The organism is Streptomyces sp. NPDC002825 (genome assembly GCF_040295385.1).
Lineage (GTDB): Bacteria > Actinomycetota > Actinomycetes > Streptomycetales > Streptomycetaceae > Streptomyces.
The window spans coordinates 1-25,930 of the sequence record NZ_JBEOVH010000038.1; the positions used below are offsets into that span (position 1 = coordinate 1).

Genomic DNA, 25,930 nt, shown 5'->3' on the forward strand with positions numbered 1-25,930 from the left:
GAGAACTCGGGCCTCCCCTTCGTCATCGCCCTCAACGGCTTCGACGGCAACCAGCCGTACCAGCCCGAAGAGGTCCGCGAGGCGCTCCAGATCGGCCCCGACACCCCCATCATCACCACCGACGCCCGCCACCGCGCGGACGCCAAGAGCGCGCTCATCACGCTCGTCGAGCACGCCCTCATGGCGCGCCTGCGGTAAGTCCCCGACGGACGCCACGGTAGAAGGCCCCGCACCATTTCCGGTGCGGGGCCTTCAACGTTGTGGGCAATCGTTCCGCTGGGGCGATGGGGGTCCCCCCTGCTCGAGCGAAGCCGAGGGCTTGGGGGAGGGTGGGCACAACGGAACGGCGCCCTTGCGGGCGCCTCCGCTCACGGAACCTACGACGAAGGCCCCGCACCATTTCGGTGCGGGGCCTTCGGGCAAGCTGCGGCGGGGCTCAGCCCTGCCAGGAGTGCGACGGGCGGAAGCCCGCCTGGCGCTCCAGGCGGCGCCAGCCGGCCTGGGTGCGGCCTCGGTGGGTGTCCTCGGCCGGCTGGGACGCGGCGCGGGCGAGCAGGACCGCCGTGATGGCGGCGAGCTCCTCGGGCTCGGCGGTGCCCTTCTCGACGCGGAGAAGGTTGGCAGGGGTGGTCACGTGGATGACTCCTCTTACTGAGGCGGGTTGCCGTGCTTGCGGGACGGCAGGTCGGCGTGCTTGGTGCGGAGCATCGCGAGGGACCTGATGAGCACCTGGCGGGTGTCGGCGGGGTCGATGACGTCGTCGACCAGGCCGCGCTCCGCCGCGTAGTACGGGTGCATCAGCTCGGCCTTGTACTCCTTGACCATGCGGGCCCGCATGGCGTCGGGGTCCTCGGCCTCCGCGATCTGCTTGCGGAAGATGACGTTGGCGGCGCCTTCGGCGCCCATGACCGCGATTTCGTTGGTGGGCCAGGCGTACGTCAGGTCGGCGCCGATGGACTGGGAGTCCATCACGATGTAGGCGCCGCCGTAGGCCTTGCGCAGGATCAGGGAGATCCGGGGCACGGTCGCGTTGCAGTACGCGTACAGCAGCTTCGCGCCGTGCCTGATGATTCCACCGTGCTCCTGGTCGACGCCGGGCAGGAAGCCGGGTACGTCCAGAAGAGTGATGATCGGGATGTTGAAGGCGTCGCACATCTGCACGAAGCGCGCGGCCTTCTCGGAGGCCTCGATGTCGAGGACGCCGGCGAGCGACTGGGGCTGGTTGGCGACGATGCCGACGACCTGGCCGTCGAGCCGGGCCAGGGCGCAGATGATGTTGCGGGCCCAGCGCTCGTGGATCTCCAGGTAGTCGCCCTCGTCGACGAGCTCCTCGATGACCTTGTGCATGTCGTACGGGCGGTTGCCGTCGGCGGGCACGAGGTCGAGCAGGACGTCGGAGCGGCGGTCGGCCGGGTCCTCGGAGGCGACGGTCGGCGGGTTCTCGCGGTTGTTCTGCGGGAGCATCGACAGGAGGTAGCGGACCTCGGCGATGCAGGTCTCCTCGTCGTCGTACGCGAAGTGCGCGACGCCGGAGGTCTCGGCGTGGACGTCGGCGCCGCCGAGGCCGTTCTGGGTGATCTCCTCGCCGGTGACCGCCTTGACGACGTCCGGGCCGGTGATGAACATCTGCGACGTCTCACGGACCATGAAGACGAAGTCCGTGAGGGCGGGGCTGTACGCGGCGCCGCCGGCGCACGGGCCGAGCATCACCGAGATCTGCGGGATGACGCCCGAGGCCTTGGTGTTGCGCTGGAAGATGCCGCCGTAGCCGGCGAGGGCGGAGACGCCCTCCTGGATACGGGCGCCGGCGCCGTCGTTGAGGGAGACCAGCGGGGCACCGGCCGCGATGGCCATGTCCATGATCTTGTGGATCTTGGTGGCGTGGGCCTCGCCGAGGGCACCACCGAAGATCCGGAAGTCGTGCGCGTACACGAAGACCGTGCGGCCCTCGACCGTGCCCCAGCCGGTGATGACACCGTCGGTGTACGGCTTCTTGGCCTCAAGACCGAAGCCCTGCGCGCGGTGCCGGCGCAGCTGCTCGACCTCGTTGAAGGAACCGGGGTCGAGCAGCAGCTCGATGCGCTCACGGGCCGTCAGCTTGCCCTTCGCGTGCTGGGCCTCGGTAGCGCGGTCACTCGGGCCACGGAGCGCCTGCTCGCGCAGGACGTGCAGCTCGGCCACTCGGCCACGGGCGTCAGCGGGCTCGCTCGGGATCTGGTCCACAACGGTCATGTTCCGACCCTACGAAGTCATGCAAGAAAACCCTGCCGTCGACTCCGTACAGTCTCGCGTGTCGAATCCTGGTGGGCCTGGACAGAACCCTGGAGTGTCCGGGCCGAGTCAACAGCCGGGCACCCCCTGCGTTTGTGGGGTTCCCACATAGACCTAGAGGAGAACCTCGCAACCGTGGGTCGTACCCCCGGTACCCGGGGTGATCCGCAGCCGCAGCGCGGACCCGCCGGCGAGGACCTCCACCGAGGGGTCGTGGGCGACCACCCGGCGGACCGGACGGTTCCACACCAGCTCGAACGGCTGCCCCGTGCGGAGCGGCTCGGAGACCCTCAGGTCGAGGGCGGACAGGCGGCGCCGGACGAGGACGCTCGCGGGCGCGGTGACCGTGAGGGGTCCCACCGTACCGGGCTGCCAGAAGTTCGCCGCCGTCAGCCCGAGGGACGGGACGGCGACCGCCTGCCGCTCGGCGCTGTTGTCGAGAACGTTCAGCCAGCCGGGGTCGGCGGCGCGGGCGGCGAGCGTCCGCGGGGAGGCGCCCGGCATCAGGAGGTACGCGTAGGAGGCGGCGACCGGGTCGGTGCCGTGGTCCAGCCAGAGCGTCTGGTAGCGGCGGGTCCTGCGCTCGGTGGAGCTGGTGGTGTTGATGTCGCTCCACGCGCCGGTGCGGTCCTCGCGCAGGGTCCGCAGGTTCGCCGTCCCCTCGGGGAAGACCCAGCCGCCGTGGCCCGCCAGGTGGGCCCAGCCCTCGCCGGTGGTGAGTTCCGCCAGGCCGTTCTCGCCGAGGTTGCGGTTGTCGACGACCGTCTCGACCGGCACGCCGTCGCTCGCGGTGATCCCGGCGCCCAGGCAGATGACCGCGTCCGCCGCGCAGAACCAGGACTTGCGGGCCTCCAGGGTGGAGCCGAGGCCCTTGAGGTGCTGGCCGACGGCCGCGAACTCGCCGTCGGTGGCCCCGCCGACCCAGCGGACGGCGGGCCTGGCCGCGCCCCAGTCGCCGCCCGCCCGGTCGGCGAGGCGCTTGGTGGAGGCGGTGGTGCCGGGCAGGCGGTACGGGTCGACGGTGGGCCAGAACCAGTCGGTGTACTGGTCGCCGAGGTCCGGGGTCCACCAGGAGAGCATCCCGGCGCCGGTGTGCCAGCCGCGCGGGTTCTCGCCGTTGCCGCACTCGTAGTACGCGATCCGGTTCGAGGCCATGGAGAGGTTCGCGGCCCAGCCGGGGCGGCGGTGGACGGCCCGGTCCATGGCGGCGAAGAGCCGGTGGCCGGTCGGTTCGGGGGCGGCGGGGACGGAGGACGCGGCCACGGCGTGCAGCCGCGCGAGGTCGGCGACGCCGAACTGACGGGCGGCCAGGACCGGGGAGACGGTGTCGCGCTCGATCCACCCCTTCACGCGCGCGTGCCACCGGTCCCGCTCGGCGGCGGACGCGCCGCCCGCGAGGAGGGCGATGGCCGCGATGACGCCCTGGCCGTGGAAGTGGTCGGAGCGCATGATCCGGCGGTCGTCGTTCTTGAGGTAGCCGCGGCTGATCGCGCGTCCGTTGACGCTGTCCATCATCAGGCCGTCGTAGATGAGGGGCGCGTAGGCCTTCTCGACGCTGTCGAGGACGATCTGGCGGTTGGGGTCGGTGACGGCCCAGCTGGAGCCGGCGAGAAGGGTGAAGAGCCGGCCGAGGCCGTCGAGCATGACCTGCCCGTAGGTGCCGGAGTAGGCCACCCAGGTGTGCTGGACGAAGGAGCCGTCGGCGTAGAGGCCGTCGCCCTGGGTCACGTACGGGAAGACGGGCGAGAGGGCGTCGCGGGCGAGCGCGATCTTGGCGGGGTTCGCGCCGAGGACGCCGCGCAGGGCGACCGAGCGGCAGAGGTCGACGCGGTTGGCGCCGGTGGAGGTGCCGGAGTAGTTCGCGAGGGCCGAGTCGGGCACGAAGTGGTCGACGGCGGCGCAGGCGGCGGCGATGCGCTCGGCGCCGAGGCGGGGGTGGAGGGCGGCGACGATGTCCATGAGGAGGCGGGGCGCGCCGATCTGCCATTCCCACCAGTTGCCGTAGCGCGGGGCGCCCGCCCGGTAGACCGTGGCGGAGAGGTGGTCGAGGCCGCGCAGCACGTCGGCGAGCAGGCTCTCGTCACCGGTGAGGCCGGTGCCGGGCTGTATGAACGCCTGGGTCATGGTCCACAGTCGGCTGTAGCTCTGGGAGATGCCGGCCGGCGGGTCGAAGGGGGCGTCGGGCCAGAGCGAGGTGGGGGTGGCGGCCATGCTCGCGCGGAAGGTACGCGCGAGCGTGCCCGTCTCGGCGAGCTTGCCGGCGTAGGGCTCGGCCCCGGCGTCGAAGCCGGAGCCGAGCTGGAGGTCGAGCCAGCGGAGCCGTAGCGTCTCGAACTCGTCGGCCGCGTGGGCCTGCGGGGCGAGGGCGAGGGTGAGGGCTGCCGCGGTGGTGGTGCTCAGGAAGGTGCGGCGGGACCAGAGGGGCAGGGACACGGGAGCCTCCCGGGGGAAGTGGTGGAGACCGGTCGGCGCCCGGTGTAACACCCTGTTTCCGACGCAATCAATGAGCACAGCAAGCGCTTGCTGTGCGCCTCCGGGGGCGTCAGCTCCCGCAGTGGAAGCGGGCGCTCCCCCAGTCCGCGTGGTCGTTGCCGTTCCCGTCGCCCCCGTCGCCGACCACCAGGTCGACGTACGTGGCGCCGGTGACGTCGGCGGTGAGCGGCCAGGCCGGGTCCGCGGCCTTGAGGACCGGGGACTTCACCTTCTCGGCGCCGTCCGCGAGGACGCTGAACTGGACGCTGCCCCGGGTGGTCTGGACGTCGTCCACGCCGACCTCGGCGGTGAGCGAGGTGCACCGGCCGCCGAGGTAGTAGCGGACCTTCGCCGGGGCGTGGGTGCCGAGGCCCTTGGCGTACGTCACTCCCCCGATCCGCAGCGGGGTGCCGTCACCGGTGCCGGTCTCGCCGTTGGAGAGGTCCCGCTCGACGGGTCCCCAGCCGTTGGTGGCCGAGGTCCAGTCGAGGTCGCTGGCCCAGCTGTCGGCGGTGGGCGGCGGGGGCAGGGTGCGGGCGGTGGTGGCGGCGGTGAGCCTCCGCGGGGCGCCGCCCAGGTCGTACGCGACGGAGGCGCCCAGCTGGTACGACTGGTAGGCCGCGTCCACCGGCGGTGTCACCTGCCAGCTGGCGGTGGCCCGCGCGCCCGGCGCGACCGTGCCGAGGACGACGGGCGTAGCGGGTTCGGCGGTCCAGCCCTCGGGGAGGGTGAGCACGGCCTGGGCGCCGGTGACGTCGGCGGCCTCGTCGTTGTCGAAGGCGGCCGTGACCTGGTTCGGGCGGCCGGGCTCCAGGGTCTCGGGAGCGGTGACGGTGAGCGTGCCGCAGGCGGTGCGCTCGGCGGCCGGGCCGAGGTCGGTGACGGTGAAGCCGTCGAGGACGAAGTCGGCGCCCTCCGGGGCGTCCTCGCGCTTGCGCAGACCGGTCCAGGTGTCGCCGCAGCCGGCGGTGACGGTCTCGGCGAAGTGTCCGGTGGTCCGCTGCTGCCCGATCGGGGTGCGTCGGGTCTCCACGGCGGGCCCGTTGCCGTTCGTACGGTCGTAGCCGGTGACCCACTCGTACGCGCCCGCGTGGCTGGACTGGAAGTCGTACTCCACGCGGTAGCTGTGGCCGTCCTTCATGGGGACGGTCCAGGGCGCGGTCCGGTAGACGAGTCCGCTGTTCTCGTCGTGCGACTTGAGGGTCTCGGCGCCGCCGATGACGTCGTCGATCAGCTTTCCGTTCCAGCCGGCCTGGGTGTACGGGGCGTGCAGCTGGGCGATGTGGGTGCGGGGGTCGGTGGTGCCGCCGGCGTCGCCCTTGAGGAAGGGGCCCCAGCCCTGGTCGACGTCCTCGAAGTCCTCGTACGCGAGGGTCCCGGCCTTCGTCGCCGGGTCGTTGGCGACGATCCGTACGTCGTCGATCCGGACCGTCGCCGGACTGCCGCTCGCTGCCTCGATCCGCAGGGTGGCGGAGCCGTCGGCGGGTGCGGTGAAGGTGGTCCTGGCGCGCTGGAGGCGGGTGCCGTTCCAGTCGGAGGCGGCGACCTGGTTCTCCAGGGCGGAGCGCTCGACGGTGACCTCCTGGCCGCCGACGGAAAGGGTGGTGCGGCGGGTCTTCCCGGGCTCGATTTCGACGAGGGCGGAGGCGGTGTACCGCTTGCCGGGGGTGAGGCCGGTGATCTGCTGCCGGACCGAGGCGGTGGCGGTGCCACTGAGCTTCGCGCTGGTGCGGCCCTGGTCGTCGGTGTCACGGGTGACGGTGCCGGCCTTGGTCCAGTCGCCGAGCCGGGCGTCGTTGAAGCCGGGGTCCTTCATCGGGGTGCCCTGGCCCCACTGCGGGGCGGTCTGCGCGGGGGCGCTGTCCGGGTAGAGGACGTAGGGCTGCCCGGCGACCGCGTCGAGGGTGATGCGCCCGCCGGAGGGGCGCACGGTGGCGGTCTTCACGCGTCCGTTGTCGGTGAGCTTGTACACGGTGTACGCGCGCGTGGAGCCGGGGACGGCCCAACTGGTCGTGCCGCCGGTCCTGTTGTAGTGGTAGAGCTTCTTGCCGCCGTCCCAGGGGAGCAGGTACTTCTCGCCGTCGAGTACCTTGCGGCCGTTCTCGTAGAAGGTGCGGCGGCCGTTCTCGACGGTGCCGCGGACGCCGCCGGTGAAGGTGATGTCGTCGCCGTTCCAGCGGGTGATCTTCTGCTGTTGGAGGTACTTGGCGGGGAGGTTGCGCTGCCAGATGTTGGCGGAGAAGGCGTTCCAGTCGGTCTCGCCGGTCCAGCCCTCGAAGTCGACGAGGGCGGTCTGGCCGAGGACCGGGTGGCTGTTCCAGACGTCCTTCTCGCCGTTGCGGATGAAGCGGATGATCTTCGAGTTGAGGCCCTTGTTGGTGGCGCCGCCGTAGTCGAGGTCGTTGGCCCAGTGGGACCAGAGGGAGGCCCGCTCGAACTTCTCCGACCACTCGGTGGCGACGTTCCAGCCCTGCGCCTGGACGGCCTGCATCGTCTTGTCGGCGATCCAGCCGTGCGTGTAGTAGACGTCGATGTAGAGCATCGACAGGTTGGGGTCGGTCTCGTCGCGGAGCTGCTGGAAGCGCCGGGCGAGGTCGCCGCTGTTCACGTCGCGGCGCTGGTCGATGTAGTAGCTCTGGTTGAGCCAGTTCCAGCCGGGCCTGGTCTTGTCGACGAGGGTCTCGCTGAAGTTGTGGGCCTCGGGGTACGACTCGGTGGCGTTCACGTGGACGCCGAAGCCCGCGCCCCACTTCCTGCCCTCGCGCAGGAGGGTGTTGAGGTCGGCGAGGCCGCCGGCCCGCTTGTTGTAGTTGCCGCCGTAGTCCGGGTGGGCGGAGTCGTGGCCCTCGGAGCCGTACCCCTTGAGCAGCGCGAACTGGCCGAGTCCGTCGGTGGAGAGCGAGATCCGCTTGACGTCGTCGAGGGTGCGCAGGAAGGGGTGGGTGGCCTGGGAGGCGAAGTTGAACGGGATGTGGGCGACGACCCGGTTCGGGGTCTGGTCGCTGCCCGGGGCCTTGATCCCGATCGTACGGAAGGCGACGGCGCCGTCCTGCCAGTCGACGGCGCCGTCGGCGTTGGCGTCGGGGGTGACGACGACCTTCGCCCAGGGCAGGTGGTCGCCGCTCTCGGGCTGGGGTGCGCCGGCGCCGCGGTAGGTCCACTGGCCGGACCAGACGCCGACGCGGGTCTCGGTGCCGGTCCTGCGGGCCTGGTGCCAGAAGCGGGCGCCGTCGCGGGCGGAGGCGCCGGAGGGCTTGTCGTAGCTGGAGTTGGACTCCACGGCGGCGGCGAGCCGGCCGGTGTTGACGATCGCGTAGCTGGCGCCGACCGGGGCCGTGTCGGCGGCGGTGGCGTCGGTGACCTGGGCGAACACGTCCGCGGTACGAGTGGAGTCGGGGTCGAGCCGGGTGAAGGCGGTCGCGGCGCCGGTGTCCGAGGAGCCGACGGAGACCAGGTCGTGGCCGGGGACGTCGATGGTGCCGACGCGGAAGACCTCGGTGTCGCGGACGGCGGTCACCCGGAAGGTGGTGGTCCGGCCGTCCACGCTCAGCCGGGCGTCGATCTCGACGCCGGGCAGGTCGGGGAAGACCAGGGTGTACGCGGCGGAGCTCGCGGTCAGGACGGGGGCGTCCTTCGTCCGGACGGCGTGGGCGGTGCCGTTCAGCACGACCTGCGCGACCGGGGCCGTACTCCCGAGGAGGCGGTCGCCGCTCGCGCGGTCGGTGTACGAGAGGACGCGGGGGAAGTCCTCGGCGACGGCGACGGAGAGCTGGTCGGAGCCGATGACGGCGTCGGCGGTGGCGGTAGCGCCTTCGGCGGTGCTTTCGGTGGGAGTGCTCGCGCCGGCCGGGCCGGCCAGCGCGAGCACGGCGGAGGTGGCGGCGGCCAGCGCACAGGCCGTGCGCAGCCGCCGCGCCGCGGAGGGAGCGGAGGGATGTGGGTGCGACATGCGCACCAGTTGGCCCGGGTGACGGAGCACCGTCAACGAGATCGCCCATGGACGGCCCCGCCAGTCCAACAACCCCTTCCGGTTAGTCCAAGTCGCTCAGCAGCCGCCGCAGTTGTAGTAGGTCACGTCCCAGTGGCTGCCCTCGTCCGCGTAGACGTTGCCGGCGCCGGACCTCCACTGCGGGGCTCCGTCGCCGCGCAGCCCGATGTAGGTGAAGGTGTTCTTGATGTAGCTGCCGATGCAGGTGTACTTGCTGTAGTCCAGCTTGTAGCCGTTCCAGTGCGAGTAGGTGCCGCTCGCGTGGCCGACCTCGGTGCCGCCGGTGATGTTGAGGGCGCAGCCGCTGGCGCTCTTGAGGGTCTGGGCGCCCTGGGCGGTGGCGAGGTTGAGCTGCTCGAAGGACGTGCAGGTGGAGTTGTAGCGGTCCGAACAGTTGCCGGACGAGGACCAGGTGATCCCCGACGAGCTGAACATCGAGGTCGCCGTGGCGTGACTGATCTTGGTGACGGCGTGGGCGTCGGTGGCGGTGGAGAGGGCGCCGAAGCCGGGGGCGAAGAGGGCGCCCAGGACGAGGCCGAGCGCGGTGAGGACGGAGCGGAGCTTCACGGGGGTTGCCTCCTGCTGGTGACCGTGACGGTTGGGGACGGCTGTGCAGGTGGTGCTCGTCGCGCAGGGAGATGGTGCCGTAGTTCTACGCGCGTCCGCCAGAGGGCGTCGGCGGCCTGCGGACCCCGCTTGGGTGAACTTCTTCCATAGATGTTGAATGTTGAACGGAATAGGGCTACAGTCGTTCTCGTTGAAGGTTCAACAAACACCGACAAGGAGCACGTCATGGGTCTCTTCGGCCGCAAGAACACCGAGTCCGCCGTCGCCACCGCCACCCTCCCCGTGGACCCGGCCCTCGCCGCCCTCACCGGCGACTACACCATCGACCCGGCACACAGCAGCATCGGCTTCACCGTCCGTCACGCGATGGTCACCAACGTCCGCGGCACCTTCGCCGAGCATGAGGGCTCGCTGAAGCTCGACGGCTCGAACCCGGGCGCCTCCACCGCCTCGATCGACGTCAAGATCGCCTCCATCGACACCGGCATCGGCGACCGCGACGGCCACCTGCGCAGCGGCGACTTCTTCGACGCCGAGCAGTTCCCGCTGATGAGCTTCCGCTCCACGGGCGCCGAGCAGCTGGGCGGCGACAAGTACCGCATCACCGGCGACCTGACCATCAAGGACGTCACCAAGCCGCTCGCCATCGACCTGGAGTTCAACGGCACCGCGACGGACGTCTACGGCAACGAGCGCGTCGGCTTCGAGGGCTCCGCCGAGATCCTGCGCTCCGCGTGGGGCCTGACCTGGAACGCGGCCCTGGAGACCGGTGGCGTCATGGTCAGCGACAAGGTCAAGCTGAACTTCGACATCTCCGCGATCAAGAACGCCGCCTGATCCTTCCCCGTACGGGACACACGAGCGCGCCCGCCTTCCGCAGCAGCATCAGCGGAGGCGGGCGCTCGGCGTTTTCCCGGTCCCGGGTTACTCGGCCTTGGCCGCCGCCTCGACGACCGCGGGGACCAGCCGGTCGTTCTCGGCGGCACCCGGGCCGGACAGGAAGCCGAAGCGGCGGCGGGCGTAGCTGTAGGCGAGCCCGGTGGCCGGGTCCGCGAAGGCCTGGGAGCCGGGGGCGCCGCTGTGGCCGATCGCCGCGGGGCTGAGCGACGGGTAGCGGGTGGCGAGCGGGACGAAGCCGAGGCCGAAGGCGTTGTCGTGGCCCGTGACGAGGTCGATGCCCCGGGAGTGGATCCTTGCCACCTCGGCCAGGGTGTCGGGGTCGAGCAGCGGAGGCCGGCCGTCGAGCTCGCCGGCGATCGCCGCGTACATCCGGGAGAGGCCGCGGGCGGAGCCGACGCCACCGCCGGAGAGCGGCGCCCGGGCGCGGACGGCCCGGGAGTTGCCGTACTCGACGAGGTCGAACGGCTGCTCGGCGAGGACGTTGAACGCGACCGCCCTCAGGCTGTCCGGGGTGATCGGGTTCGCGGCGAGGAACGCCTGCTCGGCGGGGGTGGGCTGCATCGGCAGGGCCGTACGGAAGCGGGGTTCGAGCTCCTCGGGCAGGCCGAGGTAGTAGTCGAGGGCGTACGGGGCGCGGACCCGCTCCTCGAACAGCTCCTGGGCCGTCCGGCCGGTGGCCCGCAGCACCACCTCGCCGACCAGGGCGCCGATGACCAGGGCGTGGTAGCCGTGGCCGGTGTCCGGCTCCCAGTAGGGGCGCTGCCCGGCGAGGCGCGCGGCGATCGCGCGGTCGTCGGCGGCCTCCTCCAGGGAGAGGCCGCCGTCCGCGCCGATCAGTCCGGCGCGGTGGGCGAGCAGCTGCCGCAGGGTGATCCTCTCCTTGCCCTCGGCGGCGAACTCGGGCCACCAGGCGGCGACTTCGCGGTCCAGGTCCAGGACGCCCTCCTGGACGAGCAGGGCGGCGACCAGGGCCATGGCGCCCTTGGAGGAGGAGTAGAGCGCGAGCAGGGAGTCCCCGTCGACGCCTTCACCGCCCCAGAGGTCGACGACCAGCCGGCCGTGGTGATGGACGGCGAGCTGGGCGCCGCCGTCCCGGACCTCGTTCGCGGCGATCTCCGCGAACACCTCGCGTACGGACTCGAATCCGGGCTCCACCGTGCCGTGGACGTCGGTCATGGTTCCACTCCCCCTGTGCGTGGCTGTCACTGCCGGAAGGAAGAACGATCAAGGGTGCGATTTCCTTCCCGCCCAACGGAGTTCGGCGGGCAGGAGGACCACGAGGGTGGAGGAGCGGATGGCGAGCGCGGCGGCGCCCGTGCCGTCGCGCCGACGGGCTCAACGCCAGTGTCAGTGGCGGAGGCTAGCGTCGTCGACATGGAATTCCGTATCGACAGCGCCGTGTTGACCGACGCCGTGGCCTGGGCCGCACGCGTCCTGCCGGCCCGCTCCCCCATGCCCGTCCTCGGCGGTCTGCTCCTGGAGGCGGCGGACGGCGTCCTGCGCGTCTCCGGGCTCGACCACGAGGCCTCGGCGCGTGTCGAGGTCGAGGCCGACACCGTCGTCGAGGGCCGGGCGCTGGTCCTCGGCCGGCGTCTGCTCGACATCTGCAAGGTGCTGCCCAGGGGCGTCACCGAGCTGGCCGTGGAGGGCGCCCGCCTCTCGGTGACCTCCGGCGACGCCCGCTTCGGCCTCTCCCTGCTGCCGCTCGACGACTACCCGGCCGCGCCCGCGCTGCCCGAGGTGCGCGGCCTGGTGGACGGGGACGCCTTCGCCGCGGCGGTCGGCCAGGTCGCCGTCGCCGCGGGCCGTGACGACGCGCTGCCGGTCCTGACCGGGATACGGCTCGCCCTGGACGGCGCCACCATGACGCTGGCCGCCACCGACCGCTACCGGTACGCGGTCCGCACCCTGGAGTGGCGGCCCGAGGCCGGCGCAGCCGTGGAGGCCGCCGACGTGGTGGTCCCGGCCCGCCGCCTCACCGAGATCGCCCGCTCCCTCGCGGGCACGGGCCCGGCCCGCCTCGCCCTCGACTCCGGCTCCCTGGGCTTCGAGAGCGCGGGGACCCGCACCACCACCCGGCTGCTCGACGGCCGGCTTCCCCGCCACGACAAGCTCTTCGCCCTCGGCGAGCACGCCCTCGCCGTCACCGGGCGGGCCCCGCTGGCCGAGGCGGTCAGGCGGGTCGCGGTCGTCGCGGAGGGCGACAGCCCGGTCCAGCTGGCCTTCTTCCCCACCGGCCTCCACCTCCAGGCGGGTTACGAGGACGACGTGGCCTCCCAGCGCCTCCCGGCCACCCTCACCGGGTCGCAGTCCCTGACGGTCGCCTTCAACCCGGGCTACCTCCTGGACGCCCTCGGCTCCCTGGACGCGCCCGAGGTCCACTTCCACCTCCTGGGCCCGGGCCAGCGCGCCCTGCTCACCGACGGCCCGGAAGCGACCCACCGCCACCTGCTGATGTCGGTGAAGCCGCTGGTCTGAGCACTCCCGGGTACTAGAACCCGCCCCCGCCGAAGTCCCCGCCGCCGCCGAAGTCGCTCGACCCGAAGTCCCCGGAGCTGAAGTCGGCGCCGGAGAAGTCGCCGCCCTGGAAGTCCTGGAAGTCCCCGCCGCCGTACTCGGAGGCGTACGCCGGGGTGGAGAGCATGGAGCCGAGCATCGTGCCGACGAGCAGGCCGGGGAGCATGCCGCCGCCGAAGTAGCCGCCTGCCCAGGGGCCGTAGGCGGGGCCGGCCTCCCAGTAGGGGCGGCGGCCGGAGTCGGTGTCGACGGTGCGGGCGACGGGGTCGAGGCCGTCGTCGAGGCGGGCCGCGTCGGCGGCGCAGACCGGGACCTCGCGGGCGGAGCCGGCGGGCGGGCTCCAGGTGCGGTCCGTGGTGGAGGGGCCGTGCCGGGGGTCGAAGAAGCACGGGGGCCTGCGCTCGGGGAGGGGGCGGGACTCGCGGCGCGCGGCGAGGGCGGCGAGGGAGAAGCGGCCGTCCTCCAGGGCCTGGGTGACGCCGCGGACCTCGTGCGGCCGGGTGACCGCGCCCATGAGGGACTTGGCCCGGTCGTAGGAGTCGAGGGCGCGCTCGTAGTCGCCGCGCATGGCGTCGTCGGCACCGCGCTCGGCGGGGTGGAAGTCGAGCCGTTCGAGTTCCTCGCCGAAGGCGGTGATGTCCTCGTCGACGACGACCCGGAGCCGGTCGAGCGCGGCACGCTCCTCGGCCTCCTTGCGGAGCCGGTTGCGGCGGACGACGGCGTAGGCGCCCGCGCCGCCGGCGACGACGACCGCGCCGAGGGTGACGAGCCCGGCGACGGGGACCCCGGAGTCGTTCGTGCCGGCGGTGCCCCAGGAGGCCGGGGCGGAGCCACGCATCACCGGCAGGGCCTGGTCGACGAAGTTGTTCAGCTCGGTGGCCGCGTCGGCGCCGGGCTGGCGTACGGAGGTGACGAGGTTGTTCACGGCGTCCCGGGACATCACCGAGCGGTCGGCGCGGGCGTCGAAGCCGTCACCGAGGCGGATCGCGTACAGGCCGGTGATGCCCGTCTGCGTCCGCAGGTTCTGGAAGAGGTCCTCCGGCGGGAACTGCGCGTTCGCGGGCAGCACCGCCACGAAGAGCGGCTTGTCCGCGTCCTTGATCTTCTGCGCGAGGGCCTTGGCGTCGGCCGTGGAGATCTGGCCGGCGGCGCCGGGGTCGACGTACACGGGGCCCTGTTTCAGGGCGGCGGCCGCGTCGGAGACGCCCGTGGCCCTGGCGCCCGCGGTGGGCGCCAGGACCAGAAGCAGGAGGAGGATCAGCCCGCCGAGGGCCGACCCGGTGGATGTCGCCCTGGTCCTCATGGTTCGACGCTACCCGAACCGGACCAAAGCGAACATACCTGGCTATTCGGCGGGGTCGATCCCGGCCCGCAGGAGCCCGTACGTGAAGGCGTCCTCCAGGGCCTGCCAGGACGCGGCGATGACGTTCTCGCCGACGCCGACCGTGGACCACTCGCCGTTGCCGTCGCTGGTGGTGATCAGGACCCGGGTCGTGGACTCGGTGCCGTGGCGGCCCTCCAGGATGCGGACCTTGTAGTCGACCAGCTCGAACTTGGCGAGCTGCGGGTAGATCCGCTCCAGGCCGATCCGGATCGCCTTGTCGAGGGCGTTGACCGGGCCGTTGCCCTCGGCGGTGGCGACGATCCGCTCACCCTTGGCCCAGAGCTTGACCGTGGCCTCGTTGGCGTGGGTGCCGTCGGGCCGGTCCTCGACGATCGCCCGCCAGGACTCCGTACGGAAGTAGCGGCGCGCCCGGCCCTCGGCCTCCTCGCGGAGCAGCAGCTCGAAGGAGGCGTCGGCGGCCTCGTACGTGTAGCCCTTGAGCTCGCGCTCCTTGACCCGCTCGACGACCCGGGCGACGAGCTCGCGGTCACCGCCCAGGTCGACGCCGAGCTCCTTGCCCTTGAGCTCGATGGAGGCGCGGCCCGCCATGTCGGAGACGAGCATCCGCATGGTGTTGCCGACCAGCTCGGGGTCGATGTGCTGGTAGAGGTCGGGGTCCACCTTGATCGCGGAGGCGTGCAGTCCGGCCTTGTGCGCGAAGGCGGAGACGCCGACGTACGGCTGGTGGGTGGAGGGGGTGAGGTTGACGACCTCTGCGATGGCGTGCGAGATCCGGGTCATCTCGGCGAGCGCGCCCTCGGGGAGGACCTTCTTGCCGTACTTGAGCTCCAGGGCAGCGACGACGGGGAAGAGGTTGGCGTTGCCGACCCGCTCGCCGTAGCCGTTGGCGGTGCACTGGACGTGGGTGGCGCCCGCGTCGACGGCGGCGAGGGTGTTGGCGACGGCGCAGCCGGTGTCGTCCTGGGCGTGGATGCCGAGCCGGGCGCCGGTGTCGGCGATGACGGTGGCGACGACGGCCTGGATCTGGGCGGGCAGCATGCCGCCGTTGGTGTCGCAGAGGATGACGACGTCGGCGCCGGCCTCGTGCGCGGCGCGGACGACGGCCTTGGCGTAGTCCGGGTTCGCCTTGTAGCCGTCGAAGAAGTGCTCGCAGTCGACGAAGACCCTGCGGCCCTGGGAGACCAGGTGGGAGACGGTGTCGCGGACCATCTCCAGGTTCTCGTCGAGGGTGGTGCGCAGGGCGAGCTCGACGTGCCGGTCGTGCGACTTGGCGACCAGGGTGATCACCGGGGCGCCGGAGTCGAGGAGCGCCTTGACCTGCGGGTCCTCGGCGGCGCTGCCGCCGGCCCTGCGGGTGGCGCCGAAGGCGACGAGCTGCGCGTTCTTGAACGCGATCTCCTGCCGGGCACGGGCGAAGAACTCCGTGTCGCGCGGGTTGGCGCCGGGCCAGCCGCCCTCGATGAAGCCGACGCCGAACTCGTCGAGGTGCCGGGCGATGGTCAGCTTGTCCGCGACGGTGAGGTTGATGCCTTCACGCTGCGCCCCGTCGCGCAGAGTCGTGTCGAAGACATGGAAACTGTCGTCGAGGCGCGAGCCCTCGGCGTTCTCCGTGGTCATGGCTGTGATGGCTCCTGTCGGATGTGGCTCCGGAAGGTATGGATCCACTTGCCCCCATTCTCACGCGTCGTCCGCTTCCGGCGTGGGTGGGGCCGGAAAACGAAAAAACCCCTCGCGGGTGCGAGAGGTCTGCGCGCGGGTCTGGGGCACGGTGTCCACTGCCGCGGGGGTATCGCCGCGGTTCAGTGGCCACTGCGGACCGGCGCGCTGCTGCCGATAATCATCGTGGTAGCAAGCACGCCGGAAGTCTGACACAGGTACGGGACCGGCGGGACGACGGTCTCACGATACGGGCAGCCGATCTCCCTTCCGCTCGGGAACGGCGGCGCCGACCCGGCCCAGGTCGATGTCCCGGGTCTCCCGCATCGTGAGGTAGACGACCAGGGACACGGCGGCGCAGCCGGCCACGTACCAGGAGAAGCCCGACTCGATGCCGGCGTTCTTGAACCAGAGCGCCACGTACTCGGCGGTACCGCCGAAGAGGGCGTTGGCGATCGCGTACGGCAGGGCGACGCCGAGGGCGCGGATGCCGGTCGGGAAGAGCTCGGCCTTCACACAGGCGTTGATCGAGGTGTAGCCGGTGACGACGACCAGGGCGAGGAGCGCGAGGCCGAGGGCCGGCCAGAAGGATCCGGCGCGCTTGAGGAGCGTGAGGATCGGGACGGTGAGGAGGGTGGAGCCGACCGCGAAGGTGATGAGGAGCGGGCGGCGCCCGATCCGGTCGGAGAGCCGGCCGGCGAGCGGCTGGAGGCAGGCGAAGACGATCAGGGCGCAGAAGGAGACCAGGGTGGCGGTCTGCTTGGGCAGTCCTGCGGAGTTGGACAGGTACTTGGTGAGGTACGTGGTGTACGTGTAGTAGGCCACGGTCCCGCCCATGGTGAGCGCGACGACGAGGAAGGCCTCCCGCTTGTGCGCCCACAGGGCCTTGAGGGTGCCCTGCTGTCCCCGGGCGACGCCGGAGCCGGCGGTCTCCTCGTACACCTCCGTCTCCAGCATGTTCCGCCGCAGGTAGAAGACGACGGCCGCGCCGAGGGCGCCGACGACGAAGGGGATGCGCCAGCCCCAGCCGTGCAGGGCCTCGGCGGAGAGGGTGTGCTGGAGGACGAGCAGCAGGCCGAGTCCGAGGATCTGGCCGGCGGTCATCGACACGTACTGGAAGCTGGAGGCGAAGCCGCGGTGCTCGGGCGCGGAGGCCTCGGTGAGGTAGGTGGCGCTGGCCGCGTACTCGCCGCCGACGGAGAGGCCCTGGAGGAGGCGGGCGACGAGGAGGACGGCGGCGCCGCCGTATCCGGCGACGGAGTACGTGGGCGCGATCGCGATCAGGACGGCCGAGGCGGACATCAGCGTCACGGTGAGGGTCAGCGCCGCCTTGCGGCCCTTCCGGTCGCCGACCCGGCCGAGGAGCCAGCCGCCGACGGGCCGCATGAAGAAGCCGACGGCGAAGATGCCGGCGGTGTTCATGAGCTTGGCGGTGTCGTTCCCCTCGGGGAAGAAGGCTCCCGCGAAGTAGGTGGCGAAGCTCGCGTACACGAACCAGTCGAACCACTCGACCATGTTGCCCGCCGAGCCGACCCAGATCTTCTTCCAGTGCTCTCGTCCCATGGGCAGGAACCGTGCCGGAGATCGCGCGGGGCCAACAAGGCTGTAGCGGGCAACGATCGGGTGTACTTGCGTGCGTTACGGTCGCGAGATCAGCGTTTCGGCGATGAACTCCCGCACGTGTTCGAGGACTTGCTCCCTGCCCGTGCCCGGGATGCCGACGGCGACGTGCACGCTGAAGCCGTCCAGGAGGGCCCGCATCCGGGTCGCGAAGCGGTCCGGGTCGACCGCGCGGAACTCGCCCCGCGAGACCCCCTCGGCGAGGATCGCGACCAGGTCCCGGTGCCAGGCCCCCTCGATGGCGGCCTGCCGGGCGCGGGCGTCGTCGTCGGCGTTCTGCGACCGGTTCCAGACCTCCAGCCAGAGGGTCCAGTGCGGGTCACGGGGCCCGTCGGGCACGTACACCTCGACGTATCCGTCGAGCCGGTCGCGCGCGCTCCCCGGCTTGGACAGCAGCGCGCTGCGCTCGGCCCCGAGCCGCCCCTCGCTCCACTCCAGGGTCTGCAGCAGCAGCTCGTCCTTGGTGCGGAAGTAGTAGAGGAGATGCCCGCTGCTCATCCCCACCTGCCGGCCGAGCCCGGCCATGGTGAGCCCGTCGAGCCCGCGCTCGGCGATGGTGTCCATCGCCGCGGCGAGCACGTCCTCCCGGGGCGGGGCGGCCTGGTTGCGCCGGCGGGGGTGGGAGGGGATCGGGTTGCTGCTCTGACTCACTCGTACGTTCTACATGATCCGGCCGTCCGGCCCACGCCCGAAGGCGTGCAGCATGACGTCGGCGAGGTCCGCCTCGGGCACGGTGACGCGCAGCCCGGCGAGGACGGGCGGCAGGTCCTCGTCGGCGATCACGCCCATGTGCTCCTGCCGCAGCCCGTGGATCACGTCGACGATCTCCGGCCGCAGCTCCATCCACGACCGGGAGGTGCGGATGTCCTCGGCCACCTGGTCCATGAACCAGCGCACGACCTCGTACGGCACTTCGTGCGGGTCGTCCGGGCCGAAGCGGATCGTCGGCATCCGCCCCGGGTCCTCATCGGGCACGACCGCGGTCATGAGCATCCGCTGCCCGGCCACCTCGTCCAGCTCCAGGTACCAGGCGTCGTCCGGCACGGAGTACATCGTGGTGATGGCGTAACGGCCGTCGGGGTGCGGGATCGGCATGGCCGCACGCTCCCACGGAGCGTGCGGCCGTCGCCAGCCGGTTTTCCTAGACCGCCGGCTGCTGCTGCGTGATGCAGTGGATGCCGCCGCCGCCCGCGAAGATCGTGCGGGCGTCCACCAGGACGACGTGGCGCTCGGGGAAGAGGCGGCGGAAGATCTCGGCCGCGACCTCGTCGTTCGGGTCGTCGAAGCCGCACAGCACGACGCCGCCGTTGCAGAGGTAGTGGTTGATGTAGGAGTAGTCCACCCAGTCGCCCTCCTCGTCCTTCAGGACGGTCGGGGCCGGGACCTCGATGACCTCCAGCGGGCGGCCCTTCGCGTCGGTCTGGCCGCGCAGGATCTCCACGTACATCTTCGAGCGCACGTAGTCCGGGTGGGCCGGGTCCTGCTGGCTGTGGACGAGGACCGTGCCGGGGCGGGCGAAGGCGGCGACGATGTCGACGTGGCCCTGGGTGCCGAAGAGGCCGTAGTCGCCGGCGAGGCCGTGCGGGAGCCAGATCGCCTTCGTCGTGCCGAGCTTGGCGTGGATCTCGGCCTCGACCTGCTCGCGGGTCCACTCGGGGTTGCGGCCGGAGCCGAGCTGGACGGTGTCGGTGAGGAGGACCGTGCCCTCGCCGTCGACGTGGATCGCGCCGCCCTCGTTCACGAGCGGGGAGGAGAGTACGGGGACTCCCGCCACGTCCGCGACATGGCGGGCGATCTTGGAGTCGTGCTCCCAGCTGGCCCAGTCCTGGGCGCCCCAGCCGTTGAACACCCAGTCCACGGCGGCCAGTTCGGTGCCGTTGGTGACGAAGGTCGGGCCGATGTCCCGCATCCAGGCGTCGTCGAGCTCGCGCTCGACCAGGTCGATGTCGTCACCGAGAAGGGCGCGGGCCGAGTCGGCGTCGCCGGGCGCGACGACCACGGTCACCGGCTCGAAGCGGCGGACGGCGCGGGCCACCGACGCCCAGGCGGCGCGGGACTCGGCGAGCTCCTCCTCGTTCGTGAAGGTGGAGTTGGGGCTGGGCCAGGCCATCCAGGTGCGCTCGTGCGGCATCCACTCGGCGGGCATGCGGAAGGTCATGAGTCAGGTCCTAGAGGAAGTAGAGGCGGTTGAGGGAGACGGACTCGGCCGCCTCGGAGCGGATCGGCGAGCCGTCCAGCGAGACGAGGCCGGTCCGGCCGTCGACCTGCACGTCGCCGACGCGGGAGTTGAAGACCAGGTCGGCGGGGCCGATGCCACGGGTGCCGCGCACGGCGACCCGGCGGCGGCGGGTCGGCAGGGAGTCGGAGCCGAGGTCGACGGCGGCCTGGGCGACGAAGGCGACGGAGAGCTCGGCCGGAGCGGCGCCGTGGGCGCCGAACAGCGGTCCGAGGACGAGCGGTTGGCAGGTGTCGGTGGCGGCGTTCGGATCGCCCACGACCCCCCACGCGGGGAAGCCGTTCTTGATGACCATCTGCGGCTTGGCGCCGAAGAACTCCGGCCGCCACAGCACGATGTCGGCCATCTTCCCGACCTCGATCGAGCCGATCTCGTGGGCGAGGCCGTGGGCGATCGCCGGGTTGATGGTGAGCTTGGCCATGTAGCGCAGCACGCGCGCGTTGTCGTCGTGCGCGCCGTCGCCTTCGAGGGGCCCGAGCTCGGCCTTCATCTTCCCGGCCATGGCGAAGGTCCGGCGTACGGTCTCGCCGGCCCTTCCCATCCCCTGCGCGTCGGAGGAGGTGATCCCGATCGCGCCGAGGTCGTGCAGGACGTCCTCCGCCCCCATGGTCCCGGCCCGGATCCGGTCGCGCGCCATGGCGGCGTCGCCCGGGAGGTCGGTCTTCAGGTCGTGGACGGAGACGATCATCCCGTAGTGCTCGGCGACCGCGTCGCGGCCGAAGGGCAGGGTGGGGTTGGTGGAGGAGCCGATGACGTTCGGCACGCCCGCCATCTTCAGGACGTTGGGGACGTGTCCGCCGCCGCAGCCCTCGATGTGGAAGGCGTGGATCGTACGGCCTTCCAGGACGCGGAGGGTGTCCTCGACGGAGAGGCACTCGTTCAGGCCGTCCGAGTGCAGCGCGACCTGGACGTCGTGCTCCTCCGCGACCCGCAGCGCGGTGTCCAGGGCGCGGGTGTGGGCGCCCATGTCCTCGTGGACCTTGAAGCCCGAGGCGCCGCCCTCGGCGAGCGCCTCGACGAGCGGGGCCGGGTCCGAGGAGGAGCCGCGGGCCAGGAAGCCGATGTTGACCGGCCAGGCGTCGAAGGCGCCGAAGGCGTGCCGGAGGGCCCAGGGCGAGTTGACGCCGACGCCCCAGACGGGCCCGAACTCCTGGCCGATGATCGTGGTGACGCCGCTCGCGAGCGAGGCCTCCATGATCCGCGGGGACAGCAGGTGGACGTGGGTGTCGACGGCGCCGGCGGTGGCGATGAGGCCCTCGCCGGAGACGATCGAGGTGCCGGTGCCGACGACGACGTCGACGCCGTCGAGGGTGTCGGGGTTGCCGGCCCGGCCGATCGCGTGGATCCGGCCCTCGCGGATGCCGATGGACACCTTGCGGATGCCCTGCACGGCGTCGATGACCAGGACGTTGCTGATGACGACGTCACAGGTCTCGCGGACGGCCGCGGCCTTGAGGTGGAGGCCGTCGCGGGCGGTCTTGCCGAAGCCGGCGAGGAACTCGTCGCCGGGCTTCTGGGAGTCCGACTCGACGCGGACGACGAGTCCGGAGTCGCCCAGGACGACCCGGTCGCCGGCGCGCGGGCCGTGCACGGATGCGTACTCGTACGGGTCCATCAGTCGTTCTCCTCGTCGGGCAGAACGCCCAGATAGCCGCAGGCCCGCGCCCTGCGCAGGGCCTCTTCCTTCGCGCCGGGCGCGTCCAGCGGGCCGTCGACCAGGCCCGCGAAGCCGATGGCGACACGGGCGCCGCCGATCGGCACGAGCCCGACCTCGGCCTCGCCGCCCGGGTCGAAGCGGAAGGAGGCTCCGGCCGGGATGGCGAGCCGGGTGCCGTAGGCGGCGGCCCGGTCGAAGTCGAGGCGCGGGTTGGCCTCGAAGAAGTGGAAGTGGGAGGTGACGCTCACCGGGACCGTCGCCGTGTTCCGGACGCGTACGACGAGCGCCGGTTCGGTCTCCTCGTACGCGGGGCCGGGCAGCAGCGCGCCCGGCGCGCCGGCGCCCAGGCCGCCCCCGCCGATCGGGTCGGAGACGACCGCGAGCCGGGAGCCGTCGTCGAAGACGGCCTCGACGTGGACCTCGGTGACCACGTCGGCGACACCCGGCAGGACGTCGTCGGGGCCGAGGACGGAGCGGGCCGCCTCGATCGCCTCGGCGAGTCGCTTGCCGTCGCGGGCGGCCTCGCAGACGGTGTCCGCGATGAGCGCGGTCGCCTCGGGCACATTGAGCCGCAGTCCCCGGGCCCGGCGGGCCCGGGCGAGCTCGGCGGCACCGAAGAGAAGCAGCCGGTCGCGTTCCGTGGGGGTCAGTCTCACGCCCCAAACACCTCCTGCAATTGCGACACGTTTGAGCGACACTCTAAATGTTGAGACGTCCGCTTCCAAGCATTGACGTCGCCGACAGGCGTAGGTCACATTGAGCGCCGCTCTAAAAGTCCCCCGTCCGCCCCCGTGAAGGAGTCCTCATGCCGATTGAACAGCGTGGAGTCGACACCATCCCCGAGGCCGAACGCACCAGCGGCCCCCGCGATCTCGTCTCGATCCTGCTCGGATCCAACCTCTGTCTGGGGGTGATCGTCTTCGGCTGGCTGCCGGTCTCCTTCGGACTCGGCTTCTGGGCCTCGGTGACCTCCGTCGTGACCGGCACCCTCGTCGGCGTCGCGGTCACCGCCCCCCTCGCGCTCGTGTCCCTGCGCACCGCGACCAACCTCTCCACCTCCTCCGGAGCCTTCTTCGGCGTCCGCGGCCGGCTCGTCGGCTCCGTGGTCGGGCTGCTGCTCTCGCTCGGCTACACCGCGCTGACCCTCTGGATCGGCGGCGACGTGATGGTGGGCACACTCGCCCGCCTGATCGGCCTGCCGACCGGCGGTGCGGCCCACGCCACCGTCTACGCGGTCCTGGCCGCCTGCACCGTGGTGGGCGCGGTGTACGGCTACCGGCTGCTGCTCCGGCTGAGCAAGGCGCTCGCGATCGGCATGACGGTGCTCCTCGCCATCGGCCTGTTCGCCTACGCCGGCGACTTCACGACGGCGGCGGTGCCGGACACCCCGTACCTGCTCGGCTCCTTCTGGCCGACCTGGCTGCTCTCGGCGGTCGCGGCGGGCCTCAGCGGCCCCGTGGCGTTCATCACCCTGCTCGGCGACTACACCCGGTACGTCTCCCCCGAGCGGCACAGCACCAGGACCGTGTTCCGGGCGACCTGCCTGGGCCTGACCGTGGGCCTGCTCGTCCCGCAGCTCTTCGGCACGTTCACCGCCCTGGCGGCGCGCGGCGGCCTGGACTACGCGGGCCCGCTCGTCGAGGCGTCCCCCGTCTGGTACCTCGTACCGCTGCTCATCGCCGCCACCGCCGGCTCCGTCGGCAACGCCGGTCTGATGCTGTACTCGATGGGCCTCGACCTCGACGCGATCCTGCCCAGGGCCACGCGCGCGCGTGCCACCCTCGTGGTCGCCGCCGTGTCGACGGCCTTCGTCTTCCTCGGCCACTTCGCCTCGGACGCCCAGACGGCGATGACCTCGTTCGTGCTGCTGCTCACCGCGATCGGGACCCCGTGGGCGGTGATCACCCTGATCGGGCACGCGCGCTGCGGCGGTGTGTACGACCCGGAAGCGCTCCAGGTCTTCAACAACCGCTCGCGCGGCGGGATCTACTGGTTCTCGGCGGGCTGGCACCCGCGCGCCACCGTCTCGTGGGCGGTCGGCGCGGCGGTCGGCCTGACCGCGGTGTCGACGCCCCTCTACGAGGGGCCGCTGCTCGCCCTGACGGGCGGGATCGACTGCAGCTTCGTGTTCTCGGGGATCGTGGGCGGCGCGCTGTACGCCGTCCTGACGCCGAACAGGGCCCCCGAGACCGTGACGACGGCCCCGGAAGCCCTGAGGGAAGCGACGACTCCGCCGGTGCGGTGACGACTAGCCGAGCTTGTGCATCCAGCCGTGGACGTCCTCGGACTTCCCGGTCTGGATGGCGAGCAGCGCCTCGCGCAGCTTCATCGTGACCTCACCGGGCTCGCCGCCCGACTGCTGCCACTCACCCCGGGCGGACTTGACCGTGCCGACCGGGGTGATGACGGCGGCGGTGCCGCAGGCGAAGACCTCGGTGAGGGTGCCGTTCGCGCTGTCGGCCTGCCACTGGTCGATGGAGACGCGGCCCTCCTCGGGCTCGTAGCCGAGGTCCTTGGCGAGCTGGAGCAGCGAGTCGCGGGTGATGCCCTCCAGGATGGAGCCGGTGAGGGTCGGCGTGACGATCTTGTTGCCGTACACGAAGTACAGGTTCATGCCGCCGAGTTCCTCGACCCACTTGTGCTCGACCGCGTCGAGGTAGCAGACCTGGTCGCAGCCCTTGGCCGCCGCCTCGGCCTGCGCGAGCAGGGAGGCCGCGTAGTTGCCGCCGGTCTTGGCGTCGCCCATGCCGCCGGGGACGGCGCGGACGCGGTCCTCGGAGGCCCAGATGGAGACGGGCTTCACGCCGCCGGGGAAGTACGGGCCGGCCGGGGAGGCGATGACCACGAAGAGGTACTCGTTGGCCGGGCGGACGCCGAGGCCGACCTCGGTCGCGATCATGAACGGGCGCAGGTAGAGCGAGGACTCGCCGCCGTGCGCCGGAACCCAGGCCTCGTCGTGCCGGACGAGGACGTCGCAGGCCTCGACGAAGGTCTCGACGGGCAGCTCGGGCATGCCCAGGCGGTGCGCGGAGCGCTGGAAACGGCGGCCGTTGGCGTCCGGGCGGAAGGTGGCGACGGTGCCGTCGGGGCGGCGGTAGGCCTTCAGGCCCTCGAAGATCTCCTGCGCGTAGTGCAGGACGTTCGTGGCCGGGTCCAGGGAGAGCGGGCCGTACGGCACGAGCTGGGCGTCGTGCCAGCCGCGGCCCTCGGTCCACCGGATGGTGACCATGTGGTCGGTGAAGTGGCGGCCGAATCCCGGGTTGGCCAGGATCGCCTCGCGCTCCGCGGCGGACAGCGGGCTGGAGGAGGGCTTGAGCTCGATCGTGGGCGTCGTCATGAGTGCGTGTCCTTCACCGGTTGTGATGGGGAGGACCGCGCGCGCACGTCGCTGCCGGGGACGGCTGTCCCCGAGCGGCGTCCGGGCATGCCCGTATGCCGCGGCCCCACGTTCGATTATCGCCCGTGGGGACCGCTGCGGAAAACGGGTGGGGCGCGGTCCGGAGTTCGGAGGGTGGAGCACCCCGCGGCCGCGCAAGGGACAGCCGCCGGGCGCTGAGGCGACCCGGCGGCTGCTGCTGATGTCAGTCGGCGCGGGTCAGCTCGCTACTCGCGCGGCGAGCGCGTCGCCGATCTCGTCCGTGGTGCGGACGCTGTCGCCGCGCTCGGTGAGGTCGGCGGCGACGGCCTCCTCGACCCGGGCGGCCTCGGTCTCGTAGCCGAGGTGGCGGAGCAGGAGGGCGACGGAGAGGACGGTGGCCGTGGGGTCGGCCTTGCCCTGGCCCGCGATGTCCGGCGCGGAGCCGTGGACCGGCTCGAACATGGACGGGAACTCGCCGCTCGGGTTGATGTTGCCGGAGGCGGCGACGCCGATGCCGCCGGAGACGGCAGCGGCGAGGTCGGTGATGATGTCGCCGAAGAGGTTGTCGGTGACGATCACGTCGAAGCGGGCCGGGTCGGTGACGAGGAAGATCGTCGCGGCGTCGACGTGCAGGTAGTCGGTCGTGACCTCGGGGAACTCGGCCGCGACCTTGTTGAAGATGTTCGTCCAGAGGTGGCCGGCGAAGGTCAGCACGTTGTTCTTGTGGACCAGCGTCAGCTTCTTGCGCGGGCGGGCCTGGGCGCGGGCGAAGGCGTCCCGGACCACGCGCTCGACACCGAAGGCCGTGTTGACCGAGACCTCGGTGGCGACCTCGTGCTCGGTGCCCTTGCGGATGGTGCCGCCGTTGCCCGTGTACGGACCCTCGGTGCCCTCGCGGACGACGACGAAGTCGATCTCGGGCTGCCCGGCGAGCGGGGTGGCGACGCCGGGGAGCAGCTTCGAGGGGCGCAGGTTCACGTGGTGGTCGAAGGCGAAGCGGAGCTTCAGCAGGAAGCCGCGCTCCAGGACGCCGGACGGCACCGACGGGTCGCCGATGGCGCCGAGCAGGATGGCGTCGTGCTTCTTGAGGGAGGCGAGGTCGGCGTCGGTGAGGGTCTCACCGGTGGCGTGGTAGCGCTTGGCGCCGAAGTCGTACTCCTCGGTCTCCAGCTTCACGTCCTGGGGAAGGACGGCCGAGAGGACCTTGAGGCCCTGGGCCACGACCTCCTGGCCGATGCCGTCGCCGGGAATGACTGCGAGATTGATGCTGTGAGACATGTCGGCACCCTACTCTTCGTCCCATCGTCTGACACGTCACGTCCACCATGTGGACGAACGGACAG

General features: G+C 71.8%; 19 protein-coding genes and 1 pseudogene. 4 read left to right on the forward strand and 16 right to left on the reverse strand.

Translation table 11 applies throughout. The features are described from left to right. A pseudogene (locus ABT041_RS33975) lies at positions 1-198 on the forward strand (ATP-binding protein); the annotation flags it as partial. 238 nt (positions 199-436) lie between these two features. On the opposite strand, the gene ABT041_RS33980 reads toward ABT041_RS33975, so the two are convergent. The 5 genes from ABT041_RS33980 to ABT041_RS34000 form a co-directional block, all read right to left on the reverse strand. Further along, entirely contained in the window at positions 437-634 is a 198-nt protein-coding gene (locus tag ABT041_RS33980) for an acyl-CoA carboxylase subunit epsilon (protein ID WP_351191813.1), read from the reverse strand. A gap of 14 nt (positions 635-648) precedes the next feature. Continuing rightward, positions 649-2,232 (reverse strand): acyl-CoA carboxylase subunit beta, encoded by a 1,584-nt coding sequence (locus ABT041_RS33985; RefSeq protein WP_351191815.1) that lies wholly within the window; start codon positions 2,230-2,232, stop codon positions 649-651. 153 nt (positions 2,233-2,385) lie between these two features. Continuing rightward, positions 2,386-4,698 carry a polysaccharide lyase 8 family protein gene (locus ABT041_RS33990; RefSeq protein WP_502976659.1) on the reverse strand — a complete coding sequence of 771 codons (2,313 nt, stop codon included), beginning with the start codon at positions 4,696-4,698 and terminating at the stop codon, positions 2,386-2,388. Positions 4,699-4,813: 115 nt separating this feature from the next. Next, positions 4,814-8,692 (reverse strand): endo-alpha-N-acetylgalactosaminidase family protein, encoded by a 3,879-nt coding sequence (locus ABT041_RS33995; protein ID WP_351191817.1) that lies wholly within the window; start codon positions 8,690-8,692, stop codon positions 4,814-4,816. A gap of 96 nt (positions 8,693-8,788) precedes the next feature. Further along, positions 8,789-9,298 (reverse strand): hypothetical protein, encoded by a 510-nt coding sequence (locus ABT041_RS34000; RefSeq protein WP_351191819.1) that lies wholly within the window; start codon positions 9,296-9,298, stop codon positions 8,789-8,791. Positions 9,299-9,523: 225 nt separating this feature from the next. On the opposite strand from ABT041_RS34000, the gene ABT041_RS34005 reads away from it, so the two are divergent. Next, positions 9,524-10,135 carry a YceI family protein gene (locus ABT041_RS34005; RefSeq protein ID WP_351191821.1) on the forward strand — a complete coding sequence of 204 codons (612 nt, stop codon included), beginning with the start codon at positions 9,524-9,526 and terminating at the stop codon, positions 10,133-10,135. An 87-nt stretch (positions 10,136-10,222) separates the two neighbouring features. Here ABT041_RS34005 and ABT041_RS34010 read toward each other — a convergent pair whose 3' ends face one another. Beyond that, positions 10,223-11,374 carry a serine hydrolase domain-containing protein gene (locus ABT041_RS34010; protein WP_351191823.1) on the reverse strand — a complete coding sequence of 384 codons (1,152 nt, stop codon included), beginning with the start codon at positions 11,372-11,374 and terminating at the stop codon, positions 10,223-10,225. 198 nt (positions 11,375-11,572) lie between these two features. Between ABT041_RS34010 and dnaN the strand changes: the two genes are divergently transcribed. Next, the gene (gene dnaN, locus ABT041_RS34015) at positions 11,573-12,676 is read left to right on the forward strand and encodes a DNA polymerase III subunit beta (protein WP_351191825.1); all 1,104 of its coding nucleotides are present in this window, start codon (positions 11,573-11,575) and stop codon (positions 12,674-12,676) included. Between the two features lie 13 nt (positions 12,677-12,689). Here dnaN and ABT041_RS34020 read toward each other — a convergent pair whose 3' ends face one another. The 8 genes from ABT041_RS34020 to ureA form a co-directional block, all read right to left on the reverse strand. Further along, positions 12,690-14,018, reverse strand: a complete 1,329-nt coding sequence (locus tag ABT041_RS34020; RefSeq protein ID WP_351191827.1) for a hypothetical protein — start codon at positions 14,016-14,018, stop codon at positions 12,690-12,692. Positions 14,019-14,060: 42 nt separating this feature from the next. Beyond that, positions 14,061-15,677, reverse strand: coding sequence for a citramalate synthase (gene cimA, locus ABT041_RS34025; RefSeq protein WP_351191829.1), 1,617 nt, complete (start codon positions 15,675-15,677; stop codon positions 14,061-14,063). Positions 15,678-15,959: 282 nt separating this feature from the next. Continuing rightward, the gene (locus ABT041_RS34030; protein ID WP_351191830.1) at positions 15,960-17,279 is read right to left on the reverse strand and encodes an MFS transporter; all 1,320 of its coding nucleotides are present in this window, start codon (positions 17,277-17,279) and stop codon (positions 15,960-15,962) included. A 75-nt stretch (positions 17,280-17,354) separates the two neighbouring features. Then, positions 17,355-17,900, reverse strand: a complete 546-nt coding sequence (locus ABT041_RS34035; RefSeq protein ID WP_502976660.1) for a TetR/AcrR family transcriptional regulator — start codon at positions 17,898-17,900, stop codon at positions 17,355-17,357. A gap of 96 nt (positions 17,901-17,996) precedes the next feature. Next, positions 17,997-18,431, reverse strand: coding sequence for a hypothetical protein (locus tag ABT041_RS34040; protein ID WP_351191831.1), 435 nt, complete (start codon positions 18,429-18,431; stop codon positions 17,997-17,999). Between the two features lie 46 nt (positions 18,432-18,477). After that, complete coding sequence (locus tag ABT041_RS34045; protein ID WP_351191832.1) at positions 18,478-19,494, reverse strand: agmatine deiminase family protein; 1,017 nt, start codon at positions 19,492-19,494, stop codon at positions 18,478-18,480. Positions 19,495-19,504: 10 nt separating this feature from the next. Beyond that, positions 19,505-21,187: an urease subunit alpha gene (locus tag ABT041_RS34050; protein ID WP_351191834.1), complete on the reverse strand. Its 1,683-nt coding sequence runs from the start codon at positions 21,185-21,187 to the stop codon at positions 19,505-19,507. Next, positions 21,187-21,885: an urease subunit gamma gene (gene ureA, locus ABT041_RS34055; protein WP_351191836.1), complete on the reverse strand. Its 699-nt coding sequence runs from the start codon at positions 21,883-21,885 to the stop codon at positions 21,187-21,189. The genes ABT041_RS34050 and ureA overlap by 1 nt, the downstream gene beginning before the upstream one ends. Before the next feature lie 149 nt (positions 21,886-22,034). On the opposite strand from ureA, the gene ABT041_RS34060 reads away from it, so the two are divergent. Next, positions 22,035-23,474: a cytosine permease gene (locus ABT041_RS34060; protein ID WP_351191838.1), complete on the forward strand. Its 1,440-nt coding sequence runs from the start codon at positions 22,035-22,037 to the stop codon at positions 23,472-23,474. A gap of 3 nt (positions 23,475-23,477) precedes the next feature. Here the strand turns inward: ABT041_RS34060 and ABT041_RS34065 are convergent, their stop codons facing one another. Continuing rightward, positions 23,478-24,566 carry a branched-chain amino acid aminotransferase gene (locus ABT041_RS34065; RefSeq protein ID WP_351191840.1) on the reverse strand — a complete coding sequence of 363 codons (1,089 nt, stop codon included), beginning with the start codon at positions 24,564-24,566 and terminating at the stop codon, positions 23,478-23,480. Between the two features lie 258 nt (positions 24,567-24,824). Beyond that, positions 24,825-25,865 (reverse strand): 3-isopropylmalate dehydrogenase, encoded by a 1,041-nt coding sequence (locus ABT041_RS34070; protein WP_351191842.1) that lies wholly within the window; start codon positions 25,863-25,865, stop codon positions 24,825-24,827. Positions 25,866-25,930: the final 65 nt, after the last annotated feature.